The organism is Streptomyces sp. NPDC048473, from assembly GCF_043200155.1.
Taxonomy (GTDB): Bacteria; Actinomycetota; Actinomycetes; order Streptomycetales; family Streptomycetaceae; genus Streptomyces.
The window spans coordinates 181,635-202,041 of sequence record NZ_JBICXE010000008.1 but is presented as its reverse complement, the minus strand read 5'-3'; the positions used below and the strand labels follow the sequence as shown (position 1 = coordinate 202,041).

Genomic DNA, 20,407 nt, shown 5'->3' with positions numbered 1-20,407 from the left:
GGAGAGCGGAGTGTGCGCGCAGCAGAACAGCGGCAGCCGCACACGGTCCGGGTGGACATCGGCGAACTGGTCCTCGACGGATTCGGCGTGGACCCGGAGCGCGTATCCGCTTCGTTCGAGCGGGAGTTGACGCGTCTCGTACGCGAACGAGGCGTCCCGATCGCCGCGGACGGAGGCCTGGTTCTGGACACCCTGTCCGCGCTGCCGCCGCTCCCCGCGGGTGTGTCCGCGCGCCGCCTGGGCCAGGAGCTGGCGCGCGCGGTCCACGCGGGCCTCTCGGGCCGTGGGGAGGTGACGCGTTGAGCGCATCGCAGACCCAGGACGCGCACGCCGACCAGGCCGCCGAGCAGCGCCGCCGCAAGCGCAGGGAGCGGGCCGCCAAGTCCCGTGCACCCGAGCCGAAGGACATCGTCAGCGGCGCCGGGCAACCCCTCGACCTCGGCGTACGCCGGGAGTTGGAAGAACAGCTCGGCCACGACTTCAGCCGCGTACGCCTGCACTCCGACCGGGACTCCGGTGCGCTCACCGATCTGCTCGGCGCGGACGCCGTGGCGGTCGGCCAGGACATCTTCTTCAGCGAGGGCGCCTATCTGCCGGGCACGGCACAGGGGCAGCGGCTGCTCGCCCACGAACTCCTGCACACCGTGCAGAACCCGCACGGCCTCGGGGCGCTGCGGGCCGGGCGCGACCTCGGCGCGGTGAGCCTGCCGCAGCAGGCGATCGAGCGCGAGGCGGAGTCGGCCGCGCAGGATCTCGTACGTCCTTCGGCGGGCGGGGCCACCGCGGCGGCGGAGGTCGACGAGGGACAGGCCACGCCCGGCTGGCTGAGGTACGCGACGGTCGACGCGGACCTCAGCCGGATGGAGCGGATCGATCCGGCGACCCTCGTGGACCGGCTGACGAACTCGGTCGTACGTTCGCTGCGCGGCGACCCGGAGGACCTCTCGAAGCGCACACGCAGGCAACTCGCCCGGTTGCCCGAGGAGTTGCTGGAAGGCGTACTGGAACATCTGGAAGGCAGGCTCCTCAGCTCGGAGCACGACCGGGTCCTTGACCTCGTCGACGAGATCGAGGGCAACGACGGGCTCGGCGCCGACGACGAGCTGGAGCTGAACTCCCACGACGCCCCGGCCGTCGAGCCGGATGCGGCCGAGGAGCTGGAGTTCGAGCGCGAGAGCGAGCGGCGTTCGGCCGAGGAGCGGTGGGAGGAGGCGCAGCGGCCCGCGGAGGCGCCCGGTCCGGAGAAGTCCGAGCCTGACGCTGAGGGCGCGCTCGGCGGTACGCCGCAGAACGGCGGCAGCGCGCAGACCGGGACGGCTCCGGAGAGCAGTCGGCGGGAGCCGGGCTCCGACGGGAGCAGGAACGAAGGCCCGTCCGCCGGGGAGCAGCAGTCGGCCCCACCGGCCGCCGCGCCTCGGCAGCAGGCGTCCACGTCCTCGGAAGGGCAGTCCGGGGGCGCCAGTTCCACGTCCGGCGGTCCGCAGGGCGGCGAGAAGAAGGCTGCGGGTTCCGAGGAAGGCAAGGAGGGGACGGTCCAGCAGGGCGCCCCGGCCGCGAGCAAGGAGGAGTCCGCAGCGAAGAACCGTCCGGGAGCGGTCGATCCGCTCGTGGCGGGTCAGCAGCTGAAGCAGGAGGACAAGCGGGGGCCGCAGGGGCCGGAAGGTTCGGGCGCGACGTCGGGCAAGGACACCCAGCTGCCGGGCGCGTTCAGCACGCTCGACGGTGTCCGCGACCAGGATCTCGACGGTCCGCAGGAGAAGGCGGACGAGGACCCGTTCGGCGCCGGCAGTGAGTCGGAGGTCGAGGTCGGGGGCGGCGAGCCCAGCGCCTGGGACGTCAAGCTCCAGGCAGACGATTTCCTTCCCGAACAGGACCTGGATGTGTCCGGCGTGCCGACCGCGGACCGCCTCGACCCGTCGTCATCCGCTTCACCCGCAGCACCGTCGTTCCCCGCTCCGCCGGTGACCAGGGCCGACAAGGTGCAGGCCGAGCGGGACGCGGAGGACACCGAGGACGCGGCGGAGGCCGGGCCCGAGGAGGATGGCGCCACCGCGTCCGCCGACACGGAGCCGTCGGCCGAGGCGGACGATGCCGCGTCCGGCAGGGGGCAGGCGGGCGGTCTCGCTCTGGAGCAGGCCGCCGACGCGCCACCGGCGGCGGACACTGCGTCGAGGGACCCGAAGAGCGGCGCCGATCCGAAGGACGGACCCGTCGCGGCGCAGACGACGGTGCAGGAGGCACCGGGCAGGTCCGCCGAGGCGGGCAGCGACGCCAAGGAGGGCGCCGCCAAGGAGGAGAAGGGCGCTCCTGCCGCGGGCGACAAGTCGGGAGGCGCCCAGGAGAAGGCCTCTCCGCAGGCGGTGGCCGGCCGGTCGGCGGCGCCCGAGCCGACGGCCGGGGCGCAGCAGCCGAAGCCGGGCGCGGGCGAGCCGGCGGCGGAGGCGCAATCCCCCTCCCCCGCACGCGACACGCATGTGTCCGGTGGGTCCAACGCGGATACGCCCGGCGGGGCGACCAGCGGGGCGCGCGGCGAGACGTCGGACGGGGGCGCAGCAGAGAGCTCTCACGACCGGACACCAGCGCCGCAGGAGACCGCGGCCGGGCAGCCGTCCAAGACACCCGAGGCTCCGGCCGCGCCACAGGCCACGGAGACACCGAAGGGTCCGAAGGCTTCGAAGGCGGCCGCGGCGCCCAAGGCATCGCCCGCCGTGAAGGGGTCACGAGGTGGGGGCGGCGGAGGCGGAGGCGGCGCGGCCGCACCGGCCAAGGGCAAGAAGGACTCGGGTCCCGCCCCGAACCTGTCGACGGTCTCACCGGAGGCGGGCCTGTCCACGGCTTCCAGGCTCAAGCCCCACAAGGCGCTTCAGGCCATGTCGGGTGTGGGTGGCTCGGTGGACCGCACGGTCGGCGACGAACACAAGGCGCTCGCCGCCGCGCCGCCCTCGATGACGCGCCCGGCCGGTGCGCCGCAGACCCTGCAGGGCAAGCCGAAGGCCGACGCCCCGGCCCAGTATTCGCAGGACCCGGCGCAGAAGTCCGAGGCTCCGGAGCAGGAGAAGGCCGAGGTCAACGGCGCCAAGGAGCCCGAGGGCCAGATCGAGGCAGAGAAGGCGGAGGAGCCGGGCGGCTGGGACACCTTCAAGATGGCCCTGGGCTTCGGCCTGGGCAAGGTGGCGAGCTGGCTCGGCTTCGAGGTGGACGCGCAGGAGCTGGCCGCCAAGTTCGCCGGGCTGCCGACGAAGGACGAGGCGCTCAAGAAGGCCCAGGCGGGCAACGCGCCCGGCGTGCAGATGCAGGGCGACGCCGAGCAGACGGCCGGCGAACAGGGCTCCGCCGTTGACACCAAGGGCCAGGAGACCGTCGCGACGGGGCGTGACGACGCCGGGCGCCCGATGGGTGAGGACCAGGTCTACCCCGACGCTCCCAAGGAGCAGATGCGGGCGAAGGTGCCGGGCGCGCAGGGCGGCAAGGGCGGTGCGCCCGAGGGCGGAGCGGGGACCGGCGCCGTACCGCCCGAGGCTGCTTCCGAGGTGGCGGAGCACGAGCGCGGGCCCCAGTTCCAGGCCGCGTTCGGCGCGGGCCAGAAGGCCATGTCCGAGGGCCGGCAGACCAAGGACAGGGACTTCCGCGACTCCCAGCAGAAGCACAAGCAGAAGGTCGACTCGGAGGTCGGGACCAACACCAGGAGCCAGGCGGGCGAGCGCGAGAAGGCCCTGAGCGAGGTCACCGCGCAGCGTGCCGACTGGCGTACGGAGCAGGACGGGGAGCTCAAGAAGCTCGGCACCAAGAAGACCGAACGGCACGAGAAGGTCCGCAAGGACGTCAAGGACAAGGAGGAGAAGACCGACAAGGACGTCACGAAGGAGAAGGGAGACGGCGACAAGAAGATCCAGGACGAGAACACCAAGGCCGAGAAGGACGCCGAGAAACAGCGCGACACCAGCGTCCAGGACTCGGGCAACTGGGTCAGCAAGGCCTTCGACTGGATCAAGCAGAAGGTCATCGAGATCAAGAACGCGATCGTCCGCGTCATCAAAGCGGCGCGGGACGCGGTCGTCGGGTTCATCAAGCACTTCAAGGAGACGGTCGAGCGCTGGATCAACGAGGCGCGCAAGTTCATCGTCGACACGGTCAAGAACCTGATCAACGACCTGATCGAGCTGGCGAAGAACATGGTGCGGGCCGTCATCGAACTGGCCAACAGCATCCGGAAGTTGATCACTTCACTGATCGCCGCGGCGATCGCCCTGGTGAACCGGCTCGCCAAGGCCCTGAAGCAGATCATCACCGACCTGCTGAACGCCATCGGCAAACTCCTGAGCGACATCCTGAACATCCTCAAGAAGATGCTCCAGGCCGCGGTCAAGGCGGTCGTGGACGCCGTGAAGGCGGTCCTGGACTTCGCCTCGAAGCTGCTCAGCGCGCTCGGCGACTGGATGCTCATCGCGGTCGACTTCCTCTCCGACCCCGGCGGCTGGCTGAGCGGCGCCAAGAACTCGGCGGTGGACGGCGCGAAGAACCACCTCTTCCGGGAGGTCTCATCGGCCGTCAAGCAGTGGTTCAAGGACAAGATCCAGGAGATCATCGGCGTCCCGAAGGCGATCCTGGACAAGCTGGTCAACGGCGGCTTCACGCTGGACAAGATCGTCAAGGAGGCATGGGACGCGGTAGTCCCTCAACTCCCCCTGATCATCGGCGAACTGGTCATGACGAAGGTTGTCGCCAAGCTCATCCCCGGCGCGGGCTGGGTGATGGCGGTGATCGACGCGATCCGTACGGCGTGGGGAGCGCTGAGCGCCATCCTGCGCGCGCTGTCCATGGTCCTGGACTGGCTGAAGCTGGTCCGAAGCGGCGGCGCGGGTCTCCTCTTCGCGAAGGCGGTCGCGTCGGGGGTGGTCGCGCTCCTTGAGGTCCTCTACCAGGCGCTGATGACCGGCATCGGCAAGTACGTCGCCAAGGTCGGCAAGCGCCTGAAGGGTGTCGCCGCCAAGCTTGGCAAGGGCAAAGGGGACAAGCCAGGCGGCGGCAAGAGTTCGGGCGCCGAGGGTTCGGACGACAGGGGTGGCAAGAGCGGGGACAAGAAGGGCGACAAGGAGCAGGAACCGAACGCCCCGAAAAGCACGGCGGCCCCGAACGCCCGTCCGACCACCGGCAAGGGTGCGGATCCGAAGAGGCCCACTGGCACCGACAAGACCACCAACGCCCCCAGCAAGCCGAAAGACAAGACGGACGACAAGCCGGACACCCGTCCGACCCCGTCCCCCAAGCCCAAGCCGAACCCGGAACCGAAGCCGAAGTCGAAGCAGGACCCAGACACCGCCAAGCCCCGTTCGAAGGACGACACCCCGAGCCGGCCCAAGGACGACAGGGACAGTCCCGCCAAACCGAAGGACGACGGCAAGGACCCCAACAGGCCGAAGGGCGACGACAAGGACACCCCGGGAAGGCCCAAGCACGACAAGGACGGCGACAAGCCCAACAAGCCCAAGGACAAGGACGGCAAGGGCGACGGCAAGAAGCCGAAGGACAAGCACGGCAACAAGGGGTCCGACAGGCCGAAGCGCTCCAAGCACCAGGACGGCAGGCCGAAGGACAAGGACCCGGTCAAGGCGAAGCAGGAGAAAAAGGACGAGCGGAAGAAGGACGAGAACTCCCAGAAATCCAAAGAGGAGCGCCTTCGGAAGATCGTGACCCGGATCCGTCCTCGCATCGAGCGCATGCTGAGAAAAGGGACGCGGAGTTCGGTACTTCGGACAGTGCTCGCCGCCATGAGCCTCCGCTACCGGCTGACGAGTCTCGATGCGTCAACGGGCGATCGGTTCAAAATCCGCGCCACGCTCAACCCTTCGGTGGACGTTACCGAAGGGTTGACCCTGGACGAGCAAGAACTGATCGAGATGCTGAACGAGATATCCGACGAGATACTCCAGCATCCCGCGACAAGGGCTGGTGCAGCGCGGATCAAGCAAACGGAAACGAACGGAAATCAGCGAAGGTTTGAGATCCCGGAGGGTGTCGGCTTCGGCTCTCTGGCCAGCTTCATGCGGGAAGACGGACAGCAGATGCTGGGCTCGTCAAAGGAGAAGGCCTACGACATATTCGCCTTCGAGTCCGCCGAGCGGGGAGACTCGGACGGATTTGCCCCCATGGTGGCGCACCACGTCCCCAGGGAGCCGAACCGTGACCGAGATCGACGCCAGGCCGCGGTCGAAGCGGCGCCCGACGAGAAGACTCGTGAGATCGTGCAGGCAACGGAAAATCTCGATCGCTTCACGAAGAGAGGGCTGGTGAAGTCCAGGGTTGCGACGACGAAACGCGACGGAACTACCGAGGAGCAGAATCGCGCAGCAGACAGGTACCGCGAAAGGGTAAGCAAGAAGGGAAGGGTGACGAAGGGAATAGACGAAAAGATCTTCAGCGACCCGCAGCACTCCGCAGACGTCCTGGACGGCGTAGAGAGGATGGCCCGTGGCGAACGCGTGGGCGGCAGGGTCGGAACCGATGCGGCCACCGTGGGCGCTCTGATGCTCGGCAAGGAGGTGCACAGGAACAAGCGAGCCGCCGTTACGGCAGCCATGATCTTCCAGATGTCTTCGCAGGGTAGGGATATCTCCGGCGTGGACGAATTCAGCTCCCCGAACGACAGTCTGGAGAAGATGAAAGTCGGAAACCAGGGCGAGTTCGACATGGGCCGTGCACTCAAGTTCTTCCCCATGGAGGGTCAAGGAGCCGTGGGAGATGCGATGGATCTGGACAGTGAGCTCAAGAGGCGTGGCTCTTTCAATCCCTCGCTCGCGAACCAACCTCTGGAAGGAGGACAGAAGACGGCAAATCGCGAGATCTTGGCCATTCAGATGTGGCTCAAGTCTCTCGACATCAAGACGGACGAAGGAGGAAAGATCACAACGCTTCAGCAGCTCAAGGATAAGGTTCGAGCGAAAATGTATGAATTCTACGGACTGAACTAGTGGAAAACCAGCACGGAGGAGTCCCTTCATGGGCGTGAAGTTGATCCTGAGTCGGCGCATGGTCCTGCGCCCCGGCACCGACGAAGACTCTGTCGACGAGTTCGCTGCCCGGCTCGGCCTGCTCCGGCATGCAGATATTCCAGAAAACGAGGAGGAAGGCGTTCCCCATCAGGTTGTCTGGCACTCAGAATCCGGTCCGGCTTTGAACTATCGCGAAGACATGTTCTCCGGACTTCCCTATGTCGTCGTCACAGCCGAAGACCCCCGCGAACTGCACGAGTTCGTTGGGATGACGGAGACCGTGCTGGATACCTGGAGAATCCCAGAACTCTGGAAGGCGGTTGACACGAACAACGACCCCGACGAGCTTCCCGAAGCCATCCTGAGGATGGGCCTTGGCGCCCCCAAGGAATTCAATGAAGAAGTCTTTTCGCGTGTGTGCGACGCCCTGACGAGTGAACGTGAAGACGTGTGCGAAGCAGCCTTGATCGCCACGACCTACCAACCGTGGGGCCAGTACGTGAATCCCATCAGGGACCTGCTCCGGGAGGGGCTGAGCGAACCATTGGAAGATACCGCCCAGATCATCTTGGATGAGTTCGGAGCAATCGACTCATGAGCTATCGGGAGATACCCAAGCCCATCCGCTCCGGCATCGTCATAGTCGACCCCGAACGCGGAACCCCCCAGCGCATCATCGTGCTGCAGTTCAATCCCGACACCCTGGAACGCAGCCTCGCTCCCCAATCAGCTGGAGGCAGCGGCGATGCCAGCGGAGGAGGAAGCGGTAGCGGAGGGGACCGCAACGAGGCCCTCCGGCTGAAGGGCCCCGCGCAGGAGACCTGGAAGTTCACCGCCGAGATCGACGCCACCGATCAGTTCGAGATTGCCGCGCCGGACGGGATCCACCCCCAACTGGCCGTCCTCGAAATGCTGGTGCAGCCGACCTCGGCCCAACTGCGCGAAGCGAGCCGCCTGTCCAAGAAGGGGACCATCGAGATCAGCCCGATCGAGATGCCGCTGACCCTCTTCACGTGGGGCAGCAAGCGCGTCATGCCCGTGCGGCTGACCGAACTGTCCATCAATGAATCCGCCTTCGACGTGAATCTGAACCCGATCCGGGCCTCGCTGAGCATCGGCCTGAAGGTGCTCACGGTCAGCGACCTGCCGGCCGGACACCGCGGCGCCGAGCTGTACTTCGCGCACCTCGCGCAGAAGGAGCGGCTGGCCGGCGCCGCCCGGGCGGGAAGTTTCGGCACGCTCGGGCTCACCCCCGGCGACATCGGCATGGGAAGGGGCTGACCGGACATCATGGCCGGCACGGAACCGTACGAGAACGCTCTGGACGCGATACCCGGCGCTCATCCCTACCCCCGCTCCAGCCGCTACCACGACGCCGAGACAGGCGTGCACCGGCAGCCGGACGGCACCGAAGTCCGGTACACCAAGCGCCGGTTGCTGCCCCCGATCGCAGCCGACGCCGAAGACACCCAGCCGCACACCGTCAGCACCGGCGAGCGCCCCGACCTCCTCGGCCGGCGCTACTTCGGCGACCCCGGCCAGTGGTGGCAGATCGCCGACGCCAACCCCGTTCTCGACCCGCGCGAACTCACCGCCGACCCCGGCAGCGAGATCGAGATACCGCTCGCCGGTAATTTCCCGCAGGGAGACCGGCGTGTCTGAACTGCCCGTGGGTCAGGGCCCTGTCCACATCACCCTCTCCATGGGACCGCAGCTGGCCCGGCCGGTCCCCGCCGAAGTGGCCGAGGCGCTCCTCTCGGCGCAGATCACCGCGACCGCGGGTGAGCGGAGCGGGTTCCAGCTCGCGTTCGATCTCACCAAGAACGGGCTCATCAGCCGCACTCTGCTCCCCGAGGGGTTCTTCGATCCGAAGACCCGAGTCATCGTCACTGTCACGGTCAAAGGCACTCCCGAGGTCCTCTTCGACGGGCTGATCGTGCGTCAGGAAGTAGGCACCAGCAACCAGCCGGGACACTCCACCCTGACCGTCACCGGCGAGGACCTGACACTGCTCATGGACCTGGAGGAGCGCACGGACCGTTATCCCAACCTGCCCCCGTCCGAACGTGTGCTCGCGATCCTTCGCCGCTACTCGGACTACGGCATCCGGCCGGACGTGTACACGGAGAAGATCTCCCAGCCGCCGCACCAGAACCTGCGTGTGCACTACCAGACGGGCACCGATCTGCAGTACGTGACCGAGCTGGCCCGGGCCAACGGGTACACCTTCTATCTGGATCCGGGCCCGGCCCCCGGTCAGTCGTCGGCCCGTTGGGGTCCCGAGGTCCGCCTCGGCATCCGCCAGCACGCCCTCAACGTCAACATGGACGCCAACTCCACGGTCGACCAGCTGACGTTCGCGTACGACGGAACGGCCCGCGAGGAGCCGCAGGCGCGCTGGCAGGACCCTGGGACCCGGCAGTCCACCCTGCTCCCCCAGCCGGTCATCAGCCCCTTGCGCCCGCCCCTCGGCAAGCGGGCCACCCCCGCGCTCAAGCGCAGGACGCTCTCCGGCACCGCGAAACAGCAACGCGAGGCGGCCGAGGCCGAGCTGCTCGCGCGCGCGGCCGTGTCCGCCGATGTCATCTCCGGGTCGGGGTCGCTCGACGTCAACCGGCACGGCTACATCCTGCAGCCGCGCCAGCTGGTCGGCGTGCGCGGCTCCGGGCGTGCGTACGACGGCGACTACTACGTCAAGTCCGTGACGCACAACCTGCGGCCGGGCTCCTTCCAGCAGAACTTCACCCTCTCGCGAGAAGGACTCGAAGCACGAAGCCCCTACGTCCGGCCCTGACGCTTCACCGGGCAACATCCCACAGAGCAGGAGCAGTTCAGCATGGCGGCACCCAGCAATCGCTACCTCGGCAAGTTCCGTGGCCGAGTCGTGGACAACAACGACCCGTTGCACATCGGCCGGGTCACGGTCGAGGTCCCGGACGTCCTGGGCGATGAGCCGTCGACGTGGGCGCTGCCCTGCCTCCCCTTCACCGGGCCGCAGGCGGGCCAGTTCGTGGTGCCGCCGCCGGGCGCGGGCGTGTGGGTCGAGTTCGAGCAGGGCGATCCGAGCTTCCCGGTGTGGACGGGGTGCTGGTACGGGTCCGAGGCCGAGCTGCCACCGGACGCGCGCACCGCCGTGCAGCAGAACTCACCGAACAAGCCGGTCGTCGTCCAGACGCCGGGCAATCACAAGATCGTGATGAGCGACGCGCCCGAGCAAGGGATTCTGTTCCAGGCCCAGGGCGGCGCCTACATCCGCATCACCAAGGAAGCCGTGGTCATCGCGACCGGCGACGGCGCCGAGGTCATCCTGCGCGGCAAGGAAGTGACCATCAACAAAGGCCAGTTGACCATGGCCGCCAAGCGATAGAAAACGGGGGATCAACAGGATGTCCGGGACAACCGGGAATCTGCTCACCGCCGGACCCGGCGGTGGCTCCAGTGCCGTAATCAGCTGCCCGCACGGCGGCCGCGCCACCGCGGCGGCCGGCCCGTCGGACCGGGCCGTGCTCATCGATGGCGCGCCCGTCGCGACGGCCGCCCACAGTTACGTCGTGGTCGGCTGCCCCCACACCGTCGGCGGCGTGCCCGAGCCGTGTGTCGCCGTGCGCTGGACCGCGGACGCCACCGGCATCACGGTCGACGGCACGCCGGTGCTGCTCGACACCTCCGCGGCCCAGTGCGTCACGGCGGCGTTCGTACCGCAGGGCCCGCCCTTCGTCCAGCCCGCGCAGCGAGAGGTGACCGTCCGATGAACCCACGCACCCGGGTCCGCAGCGACCTCGCCTTTCCGTTCCGGGTCGACCGGCGAGGGCGCGCCGCGCACGCCGACCGCGACGAGCATGTGCGCGACCTGATCGAGCAGTTGCTGTTCACCAGTCCCGGCGAGCGCGTGATGCGCCCCGACTTCGGCTGCGGCCTGCTCGATCTGGTCTTCACGCCCAACAGTCCTGAGCTGGCGAGCGCGTTGGAGCTCTCGGTGCAGGCGGCGCTGCAGCGCTGGCTCGGTGACCTCATCGAGGTGGCGGCCCTCGACGTGGTGAGCGAGGAGAACGTCGTCCGCGTGTCTCTGTCGTACGCCGTGCGCTCCACGGGGAGCCGTCGTGACGACGTCTTCGAAGGGAGGGCCAAGGCGTGACCAGTCCCGTGTCCACCCGCCGGGCCAAGGTAAGGGCGGCGCAGCTCAACGGAGTCGACGCCGTCGAGGTGAGTGACGACGGGCTGCTGCTCACCGTCTCCTTCCTCGGCAAGGCCCCGCACGGCCTGCGCGCACAGAACGTACGCATCGACGGCGGCCGGCGCATCACCGGCATCGAGGCCGTCGATGTCGGCGTGGAACGCGAGGAGGACCCCGAGCTCGACGATCGTCTGTATGTCACGCTCGACAAGGCCGGAGACACCTCCCGCTACCTGCTGCGCCTGGTCGAGACCGACCCGTACGGGCGGCCGGGCACGGAGCCCTTCCGCGGCTTCGACCGGCGCTACCACAGCGCGGCGTTCGCCTTCAGGCCCGACTGCCCCACGCCTTTCGACTGCAAGGACGAGGCGGCGGAAGAACCCTCCTTCCCCCGGACGCCGGTCGTCGACTACACGGCCCGCGACTACGACACCATCCGCAAGCTCCTCCTGGACCGCCTGGCGCTCACCACGCCCGACTGGGTCGAGCGCAACCCGGCCGACCTGGGCATGACCCTCGTCGAGCTGCTCGCGTACACCGGCGACCAGATCAGCTATCAGCAGGACGCGATCGCCACGGAGGCGTATCTCGACACCGCGCGCCGCCGTGTCTCCGTACGCCGTCATGTGCGGCTCATCGACTACGCGATGCACGACGGCTGTACCTCCCGCGCGTATGTGACCGTGGAGGCGGCCGGTGAGCACACGCTGCCTGCGGGCGCGTTCCGCTTCGCATCGGTCGACGTACGCGTCCTCGATCCGCATGACCGCCCCGCGCCCGGGACGGTCATCGACGACCGGGACCTCGCCGACCTGGCCGAGCGGGGCACCGTGGAGGTCTTCGAGCCGGTCGCGGCCGGTGATCCCCTTGAACTGCGCGCGGCGCACAACACGATACGGCTGTGGACCTGGGGCGGCGATGTGTGCTCCCTGCCGAGGGGCGCCACATCGGCCACACTGCGCGACGAGTGGCGTGACGCGGAGACCTGTGAGGGGCGTCGACTCAGGTTGAGAGCGGGTGATTTGCTGGTCCTGGAGGAGGTGAAGGGGCCGCGCACCGGGACACCGGGCGACGCCGATCCGGCGCACCGGCAGGCCGTGCGCCTCACGTCCGTCACGCCGGGCGTCGACCGCATCGAGGACCAGCCGGTCCTGGAGGTCACCTGGGCGGCCGAGGACGCGCTGCGCTTCCCGCTCTGCCTGACCACGCGCGGCGGACGCGACTGCACCCCGGTCGAGGACGTGAGCGTGGCGCGGGGCAACGTGGTCCTCGTCGACCACGGCCGTACGTTGCACTGGTGCGGGGACGCTGTGCCGGAGACGGCGACCGTGCCGCCCGCGCCCGCCGGCGTGGCCCCCTGCGGCCCTCCCGCGTTCGGCTGCTGGGATCCCGACGAGGGCAACGCGACGGCGAAACTCATCAACTCCCTTACGGACAAGGCGGAGTGCGGCGCGGCACTCACCGCCGACGACATCCGCGAGCTCTTCGACGTTGTGGGCGAGGACGCGACCGTACGCGCCGGGCTCGGCCTGGAACTGGCCGGGCGGCGGCAGGAGCGCGTCGTACCCGGCACGGCGTACGCGCAGGCCGCAGCGCTGCGCACGCTGCTCGCGCAGTCCGTCTACCCGGGCATCGCGCCCCGCTTCCGGCCGCTGCTCGGCCGCTCCCCCGTGGTGCAGGCGGTGCCGTTCCCCGACCCCAGTGCCGTTTCGGCGGGGCAGGCCGAGCGGATCGGCGCCATCCCGGGCCGGGTGAAACAGCGCCTGGTGGAGCTGTGGCGCAGCGCCCGCGACCGCGACGGGCTCGATGACGAGGAGATCGCCGAACTGGCCGTGATCTACGGCCTGAAGGTCCTCGACCGTCTCGAACTGCGACTTCACCCGGTCCGCGCACTGCGTGAACTCCTGTACCGCAGCGATCGTTTGCTCGACTCCAAGCTGCGCCGCGCCGAGGTGCTGACCGCGCGTGCCCGCGCCGGTACGGTCCTCGACGGGGACATCGCCTGGGAGATCGAGCACAGTTGGGGCCCGGAGTACGCGGAGGGACTCCACCCCGACGAGCCGGTCCTGCGGGGTTCCGCCTCGACGGGGCTCACACAGGACCCGCGCCGCGCTCTTCCCGCCGTGCGCCTCCACGAGGGCGAGCTGCGCTGGGCGCCGCTCCGCGATCTGCTCGAAAGCGGTCCCCGCGACCGGCACTTCGTGGGTGAGCTGGAGGACGACGGACGGCTCGCGCTGCGGTTCGGCGACGGGCGGCACGGCGCGAAGCCGGCACCCGGCTCACGCCTGGAACTCCACTACAGGCTGGGCGGCGGCCTCGTGGGCAACGTGGGCGCGGAGGCCATCAACCACCTGGTGCTCTTCCGCGATGACGACGATGCCGGCACGGGCGGTGCGCCGCCGGTGGCCGGGGTACGCAACCCGCTGCCCGCCGTCGGCGGCACGGAGCCGGAACCCGTGGAGCAGGTACGCCAGTTGGCTCCGCTCGACCTGCGCCGCACCCGGCTGCGCGCCGTGACCGCCGACGACTACGCGGCCCTCGCCTCGGCCCTGCCCGGGGTGCAGAGGGCGGCGGCGGAGCTGCGCTGGACGGGCAGCGTCCAGGAGGCGCACATCGCGATCGACGCCGAAGGCACCGGGGCCCCGGCGCCGGTGCTGCTCGATTCGGTGGCCCAGTCGCTGGAGGCCTACCGGCGCATCGGCCACGACGTGGTGGTGGGGCCCGCGCGTCTCGTGCCGCTCGACATCGCGCTGTCGGTGTGCGCGAAGCCCGGGCACCAGCAGGGGCAGATCCTGGCCGAGCTGTACCGAGTGCTCGGCAATGGCCGGCTCGCCGGCGGGCGGCTCGGCTTCTTCCACCCCGACGCGCTGACGTTCGGCGAGCCGGTCAGGCTCAGCCGGCTGGTCGCGGCCGCGGCGGCCGTCCAGGGCGTGGAAAGCGTTCACGTCAGCCGCCTGCAGCGGCTGTTCGAAGAGGACCGAGGAGAGAGGGAGGACGGCGTGCTGCGGCTCGGCCCGTTGGAGATCGCCACCTGCGACAACGACCCCGGCCGGCCGGAGAACGGCCATCTGGCGATATCCCTTGGGGGTGCCCGATGAGCACGGCCGAGCGAAGCGCACCCGACCCCCGCGTCACGCCGCGTGCAGGCCGGCGCGCCGCATCGCGCCCCATCCTGCACGCCGCCCGCGACCAGCGCCACCGGCCCGCGGCGGCGAATCCTGGAGGTACCCGATGAGCGACGAGCTCACCCCGGACTGCGGCTGCGCCGGTATCTGCGCGGGCGGTCACGACGAGCGGGTGGCGCCCGCCGCGCCGCACAACCCGCCGGGCCGCACCGCCCTCGACTACCGCGTCGGCGAGTACGGCTCTTTCCTGTCCGCCCTGCTCGACCGGCTTGCGTCCCCCGCCTACCCAGCGCTCGGCAGACTGACCGTCCGCACCCCCGACGACCCGGCGATCGGCCTCCTCGACGCGACCGCCGTCCTCGGTGACCTGCTGACGTTCCACTCCGAGCGGATCGCCGACGAGGCCTATCTGCGCACCGCGAACGAGCATCGCTCGCTGGTGCTGCTCGGCCGCCTGGTCGGTCACCGGCCGCGTCCCGGCGTCGCCGCGAGCACGCATCTCGCGTACACCCTCGACCGTGACCCGCGGGCCGAGACCCTCCCCGTGGTCATCCCGCGCGGGGCGCGCAGCAACAGCGTCCCCGCGTCGGCCGACGAGGAGTCGCAGACGTTCGAGACCAGCCGGGACCTGACGGCCCGCTGGGACTGGAACGAACTGGCGCTCCGCCGCCGGCGCCCCTCCCTGATCACCCCTCAGGACCTCGCCCGTCGATCCGAACTCTTCGTCGAGGGCACGGCGAACTCCCTTCAGACGGGTGATCAGCTGCTGTTCGTCTTCGGTGAGCAAGCGGGGGGCGAGCGGCTGCTCCTTCCCGTCTCGCGCGTACGCGTCGACCGCGACGACGGGATCACGGCGATCGGCCTCCAGCGCTCGGCCCCGCCGACGATCGAGGAACTCGTCGACGAGGTGCGGCGCTGGACCACCGAGCCCCTGGCTCCGGGCGAGCCGGGCGACGAGCCGCCTACGCCCGAGGTCCCCGACCCGCGTCCGGTGAGCCGTCTGATCGACGACTTCGACGACCAGGTCCTTGCTCCGCTGCGGGACGGTCTCGACGGAGTGAAGACTCCGGAGCAGTTGACCTCCGCCCTCAAGGAGCCCGTGGACCGCCTCGCCGAGGCGCAGGTGCTGGCGACACCGTACGAGGACGTGGCCGAGTGGTTCGCGCGGCTCGAAGCCGTACTGGCCGAACTTGCCGGGCGGGCAGTGGAATTGGCCCCGTTCCAACCGGAGACAGACCCGTCCCGGCCGGAGCCGGCCCTGCCCCGACCGGAGACGGACCCGCCTCGACCGGAGTCCGTGCGGACGGCCGCCCCGCTCCCCCGCCCGGAGGAGGCCGCGCTCCAGGCCCTCGCAGCCCTCCTCCCCGCCCTGGGCGGAAAGGCTCCCGCCCCGAGGAGCGGCAGGCCCGCCACCACCCCGGGCGCGGACACGGCCCGCCTGCTCAAAACCCTCAACCCGGCCCTTGGCGCCCTCTATCCCGCCTGGCGGCAGGCTGAGGTACCGGGCACTGCGAACCTCCTGCGTGAGCTGCTCGCCCTGCGCGCACAAGCCGCCCCCTTCGGGGCGACGGCTCCCCTGAAGCCGGTCCAGGACGACCGCGGCCGGGTGATCCGCACCGCCGACTGGCCCCTGACCGGTGCTGTCCTCACCACCATGCGCGTCGTGTTCGACCCCGCGGGCAAGGTTCCGCAGACGGCCGAGTTCCAGCACGTCGAGGGCAGCAGCTCCGACCAGCGCGCCAGGACTCTCCCCATCCCTCAGCCGGAGAATCTCCCACTCGGCCCCGGCCAGGTCGAGCTCTCCACCCGCAGCGGCCAGGACCGCGAGCTGAACTGGCTGAGCCGCCGCCCCAGCGACTCCCAGGAGCCGGGCGTCACCGCCCGCCTCCACTCGGGCCTGCCCGAACGCACGCTCTTCGTGTCGCGCCCGGACGCGCACGGCGTGATCAACGTCGGCGTGTACAACGGCACGGCCAAGGAGGTCGCCCTCCACCCGGGCGTCCCGGTGCATTTCACGCACGGCGAGTACGAGGTGGCACTCCGGTACACGGTCGGCACCACCGCTCCCAATGTGGAGATCGTCATCGCCACGAAGCCGGCCCCTGCCAACCGTCGCGTGGTGCAGCTGGACACCGTGTACGACAGCATCACCGTCGGCAGCTGGGTCGCGATCGAGCGGCCCGCCAAGGGCGACGACGACGCCCACCCCGGCGACAAGAAATTCAAGCTCGTCACCACGAAGGTCGTGGCCGTACGCACGGCCGCGTACACCGATTACGGCATCTCGGGCCGCGGCACCGAACTCGTCCTCGCCGACCCCTGGCTGGACGACAAGGACGTGCTGCTCTCGCACATCCGCGACACCACCGTGCACGCCGCGGGTGAGCCGCTGCGCATGGCGGACGAGCCGCTCGGCGAGGACGTGCACGGCAACGAGCTGGAACTGGCCGAGCTGTACGACGGGCTGCGCCCCGGCCGCACCCTCGTCGTCAGCGGCAGGCGCAGCGACATCCCCGGCACCTCGGGCGCGGGCGTCGAGGCCACCGAAGTCGTGGTGATCGCGGTCGCCGAACCCGCGCTCGATCCGCAACTGCCGGGCGACCACGTCCATACGAGGCTGACGCTGACCACCGATCTCGCGTACCGCTACCGGCGCGAGACGGTGAAGGTCCTCGGCAATGTGGTGGGGGCGACGCACGGCGAAGGCCGGGCCGAGCCGATCGGCAGTGGCGACGCCGACCGTACGAACCAGACGTTCACGTTGTGGCAGTCGCCGCTCACCTGGATGGCGTCCGACACCCCGCTGGGCGCCACGCCCGTCCTGGAGATCCGCGTCGACGGGCTGCTCTGGCACGCGGTCGACAGCCTGGCGGGGCGCGGGACGCGCGAGCGGGTCTACATCACGGGCACGACCGGCGACGGCCGCACGACGGTGACGTTCGGCGACGGCGTACACGGCGCGCGCCTGCCCAGCGGCCACGAGAACGTTCGCGCCCGATACCGCTTCGGCACCGGCAGGGCGGCGAATGTGGCGGCGGAGCGCATCACTCAGGCCATGACCCGCCCGCTCGGCGTCACATCGGTCACCAATCCGCACCCGGCCTCGGGCGGCGCGGACGCGGACGGGCCGGCGCTGACCCGGCGCACCGTGCCGCTCGCGGTCGCGGCCCTGGACCGCCTGGTGTCCGTGTCCGACTACGAGGACTTCGCGCGCTCCCGAGCCGGGATCGGCCGGGCCGTTGCGGGTGAGCTCTTCGACGGGCGACGGCGCGTGCTGCACGTGACGGTCGCGGGCACGGACGACGTTCCGATCGCCGATGCCACCGGGGATTCAGCCCTGCTGCGCACACTGCGCGGCTCACTCACGGAGTACGGCGACGCGCGCCTGCCCGTCCGGGTGGATGTACGCGAGCTGGTGCTGCTCCTGATCGCCGCGAAGGTGAAGCTCGCGCCCGACCACACCTGGGAGGTCGTCGAACCACGGCTGCGCCAGGCGCTGCTGCGCCGACTCGGTTTCGAGGGACGGGAGTTGGCTGAGCCTGCGCGCCTCTCGGAGGTCCTTGCGACAGCGCATTCGGTACCGGGGGTCGACTACGTGGATGTCGATGTCTTCACCGGGGTGTCCGCATCCGCCGCCGCGGGCGCCACCGCGCAGCAGCTGACGCGGCTGCTCGGCACGCCCGGCGAGCCGAGGTCCACGGTCCCGGCGCGCTCGGCGACGTACGACGAGAAGATCCACACCGTGCGCAAGAAGGACGGCGAGACCCTGTCGGAGGTCTGCGCACGCCACGGCGTGCCGCTCGCCGAACTCCTGCGCCTCAACCCCGACATCACCGATACCCGGCGCCTCGCCGAGGGCCGTTCGGTGTTCGTCTTCCGCGGCATCTGCCCGGCGCAGCTCGTACTGCTGACGCCGAAGGCCGCGGACACGCTGATTCTGACGGAGGTCAAGTGATGTCCAGGGAGCCGGACGGGCTCGCTCAGCTGCTCCCCCCGTGGCACCGCCTCAGGGACGCCGAGGAGGGCGAACCGCTGCGCGCCCTGCTCGCGGTGATGGCCGAGCAGATCGATGTCGTACGCAACGGGGTCGAGCAGAGTTACGAAGACCTGTTCGTGGAGACGGCGGCGCCCTGGGTACTTCCGTACCTCGGCGACCTCGTGGGCTTTTCGACACTGCCCGGCTATGAGCGCGTCCTCACCACCGGTCTGCGGAGCGGGAGTTCGGCCACCGCGCTGACGGAGGCGATCGCGCCGCGCCGCGATGTGGCCGCCACGGTCGCGAACCTGCGCCGCAAGGGCACGCTGCACCTGCTGGAAGAGCTCTGCGAGCAGGTGGCGGGTTGGCCGGCGCGGGCGGTCGAGCTGTCCCGGCTCGTCTCGCACCAGCAGCCGGTCAAGCTGTACGGGTCCGGGTCCTCCGGGTCCGGGAACGCGGGCCGCTCGCGGCGCGGGCGCCTCGCCGACCTGCGGGACGGATCCGCGCTGGACCTGGCGGGTTCCGCCTTCGGGACGGTGGCCCGCTCGGTCGACGTCAGGAGCGCAAACTCCCGTCGCAGGCAGGGTGGTTCGACTCCCGCCGGGGTCGGCCTCTTCGTCTGGCGGCTACGGGCGCACTCGCTGACGTCCTCACCCGCGTACTGCATCGACCGGGCCCGCAACCTCTACACCTTCTCGATCCTCGGCAACGACAGCCCGCTGGTGACCAAGCCGGTCCCGGAGCCCTCGGCGACGCACATCGCGACGATCGACAACGTCCCCGCGTTCATCCGGCGCCGCCAACTGCACGACCGGCTCGCCGACTACTACGGCCCCGGCAAGAGCTTCGTCATCCGGCGCGACGGTGAGGACAAGCCGGTGCCGCCGTCGGACATCGTGGTGGCCGATCTGTCGGACTGGCGCTACCGGCCGAAGCGCGGGCAGGTCGCCGTCGATCCGGAGCTCGGGCGGATCGCGTTCGGGTCGCGGTCCGCGCCCCGGCAGGGTGTCTGGGTCGACCACCACTACGCGTTCGGCGCCGACATGGGCGGCGGTGAATACGCACGGGAGCGCCGGCCGCGCCCGGACGCCGCGCTCTACCGGGTCGGGCCCGGGCAGACGTACCGGCAGATCATGGACGCGTACCGGGCGTGGCAGCACGACCGGCGGTCCGGGACCTGCGGACCCGAGGGCATCGTCGAGATCACGCACAGCGGCGCCTACCAGGAGCAGCTGGACTTCGACCTCGACCCGGGCGACCGCTTCGAACTGCGCGCGGCAAAGGGCACCCGCCCGGTGATCCGGCTCCTGGACTGGTACAGCAACCGTCCTGACGCGCTCAACATCCGTGCAGTGTCCGAGGATTGCGAACCGGGCGAGCGACCGCGGATCACCCTCGACGGACTGCTCGTCGCCGGACGCGGCATCAACGTGACGGGCCCGATGGGTGCGGTTGTCGTGCGCCACACGACGCTCGTACCCGGCTGGTCCCTCGAACCCGAGTGCGATCCGCACGCGCCGCAGGAGCCGAGCATCGTGCTGGAGCGCACCACGGCGTGCCTGCAGATCGAGGACAGCGTCCTCGGCACGATCGAGGTCATCGGCGACGAGGTGTCCGAGGAACCGCTCGACATCCACATCCGCGACAGCGTCCTGGACGCCACCGGAATCGAGCGCCCGGCCCTGTCCGCCCCGGACTGCCGGCACGCCCACGCCGTCCTGCACGCGCACCGCACCACGGTGATCGGCGAGGTGCACACGCACGCGGTGGCGGTCGCGGAGGACTCCGTCTTCACCGGACGGCTCCACGTGGCGCGGCGCGGTATCGGCTGCCTGCGTTTCTCGTACGTCCCCGCCGGCTCGCGTACGCCACGCAGGTACCGCTGTCAGCCGGACCTGGCCGGCCCGGGCGAGGCCTCGCGCGTGCGGCCCCTGTTCACGTCCGAGCGCTACGGGACGCCCTGGTACGGGCAGTTGGCGGACCGGTGCGCCCAGGAGATACGGCGCGGGGCGCAGGACGGGGCCGAAATGGGCGCCTTCCACGACCTGTACCGGCCGCAACGCGAGGACAGCCTGCGGGCGCGGCTCGCGCAGTACACGCCCGCGGGCACGGACGCCGGGATCTTCTACGTCACCTGAGCCCG

12 protein-coding genes are annotated in these 20,407 nt (G+C 70.1%); all 12 read left to right on the top strand.

Features of this window, described 5'->3' with window-relative positions; translation table 11 throughout:
* The first annotated feature begins 12 nt into the window (after window positions 1–12).
* Window positions 13–303 carry a hypothetical protein gene (locus tag ACGFU7_RS16820; RefSeq protein ID WP_393696466.1) on the top strand — a complete coding sequence of 97 codons (291 nt, stop codon included), beginning with the start codon at window positions 13–15 and terminating at the stop codon, window positions 301–303.
* Complete coding sequence (locus ACGFU7_RS16815) at window positions 300–6,968, top strand: DUF4157 domain-containing protein (protein WP_393696465.1); 6,669 nt, start codon at window positions 300–302, stop codon at window positions 6,966–6,968. The genes ACGFU7_RS16820 and ACGFU7_RS16815 overlap by 4 nt, the downstream gene beginning before the upstream one ends.
* Window positions 6,969–6,996: 28 nt before the next feature.
* Window positions 6,997–7,587: a hypothetical protein gene (locus ACGFU7_RS16810; RefSeq protein WP_393696463.1), complete on the top strand. Its 591-nt coding sequence runs from the start codon at window positions 6,997–6,999 to the stop codon at window positions 7,585–7,587.
* Window positions 7,584–8,270 carry a hypothetical protein gene (locus ACGFU7_RS16805; protein WP_393696461.1) on the top strand — a complete coding sequence of 229 codons (687 nt, stop codon included), beginning with the start codon at window positions 7,584–7,586 and terminating at the stop codon, window positions 8,268–8,270. The genes ACGFU7_RS16810 and ACGFU7_RS16805 overlap by 4 nt, the downstream gene beginning before the upstream one ends.
* Window positions 8,271–8,279: 9 nt before the next feature.
* Window positions 8,280–8,651: a hypothetical protein gene (locus ACGFU7_RS16800; protein ID WP_393696459.1), complete on the top strand. Its 372-nt coding sequence runs from the start codon at window positions 8,280–8,282 to the stop codon at window positions 8,649–8,651.
* Entirely contained in the window at window positions 8,644–9,783 is a 1,140-nt protein-coding gene (locus ACGFU7_RS16795) for a hypothetical protein (RefSeq protein WP_393696457.1), read from the top strand. The genes ACGFU7_RS16800 and ACGFU7_RS16795 overlap by 8 nt, the downstream gene beginning before the upstream one ends.
* A gap of 42 nt (window positions 9,784–9,825) precedes the next feature.
* Complete coding sequence (locus tag ACGFU7_RS16790; protein ID WP_393696455.1) at window positions 9,826–10,356, top strand: phage baseplate assembly protein V; 531 nt, start codon at window positions 9,826–9,828, stop codon at window positions 10,354–10,356.
* A gap of 19 nt (window positions 10,357–10,375) precedes the next feature.
* Window positions 10,376–10,741 carry a hypothetical protein gene (locus tag ACGFU7_RS16785; protein WP_393696453.1) on the top strand — a complete coding sequence of 122 codons (366 nt, stop codon included), beginning with the start codon at window positions 10,376–10,378 and terminating at the stop codon, window positions 10,739–10,741.
* Window positions 10,738–11,124, top strand: coding sequence for a GPW/gp25 family protein (locus ACGFU7_RS16780; protein WP_393696451.1), 387 nt, complete (start codon window positions 10,738–10,740; stop codon window positions 11,122–11,124). The genes ACGFU7_RS16785 and ACGFU7_RS16780 overlap by 4 nt, the downstream gene beginning before the upstream one ends.
* Window positions 11,121–14,261, top strand: coding sequence for a putative baseplate assembly protein (locus ACGFU7_RS16775; protein ID WP_393696449.1), 3,141 nt, complete (start codon window positions 11,121–11,123; stop codon window positions 14,259–14,261). The genes ACGFU7_RS16780 and ACGFU7_RS16775 overlap by 4 nt, the downstream gene beginning before the upstream one ends.
* A 133-nt stretch (window positions 14,262–14,394) precedes the next feature.
* Window positions 14,395–18,243 carry a putative baseplate assembly protein gene (locus ACGFU7_RS16770; protein ID WP_393696447.1) on the top strand — a complete coding sequence of 1,283 codons (3,849 nt, stop codon included), beginning with the start codon at window positions 14,395–14,397 and terminating at the stop codon, window positions 18,241–18,243.
* The gene (locus tag ACGFU7_RS16765; protein ID WP_393696445.1) at window positions 18,243–20,402 is read left to right on the top strand and encodes a hypothetical protein; all 2,160 of its coding nucleotides are present in this window, start codon (window positions 18,243–18,245) and stop codon (window positions 20,400–20,402) included. The genes ACGFU7_RS16770 and ACGFU7_RS16765 overlap by 1 nt, the downstream gene beginning before the upstream one ends.
* Window positions 20,403–20,407: the final 5 nt, after the last annotated feature.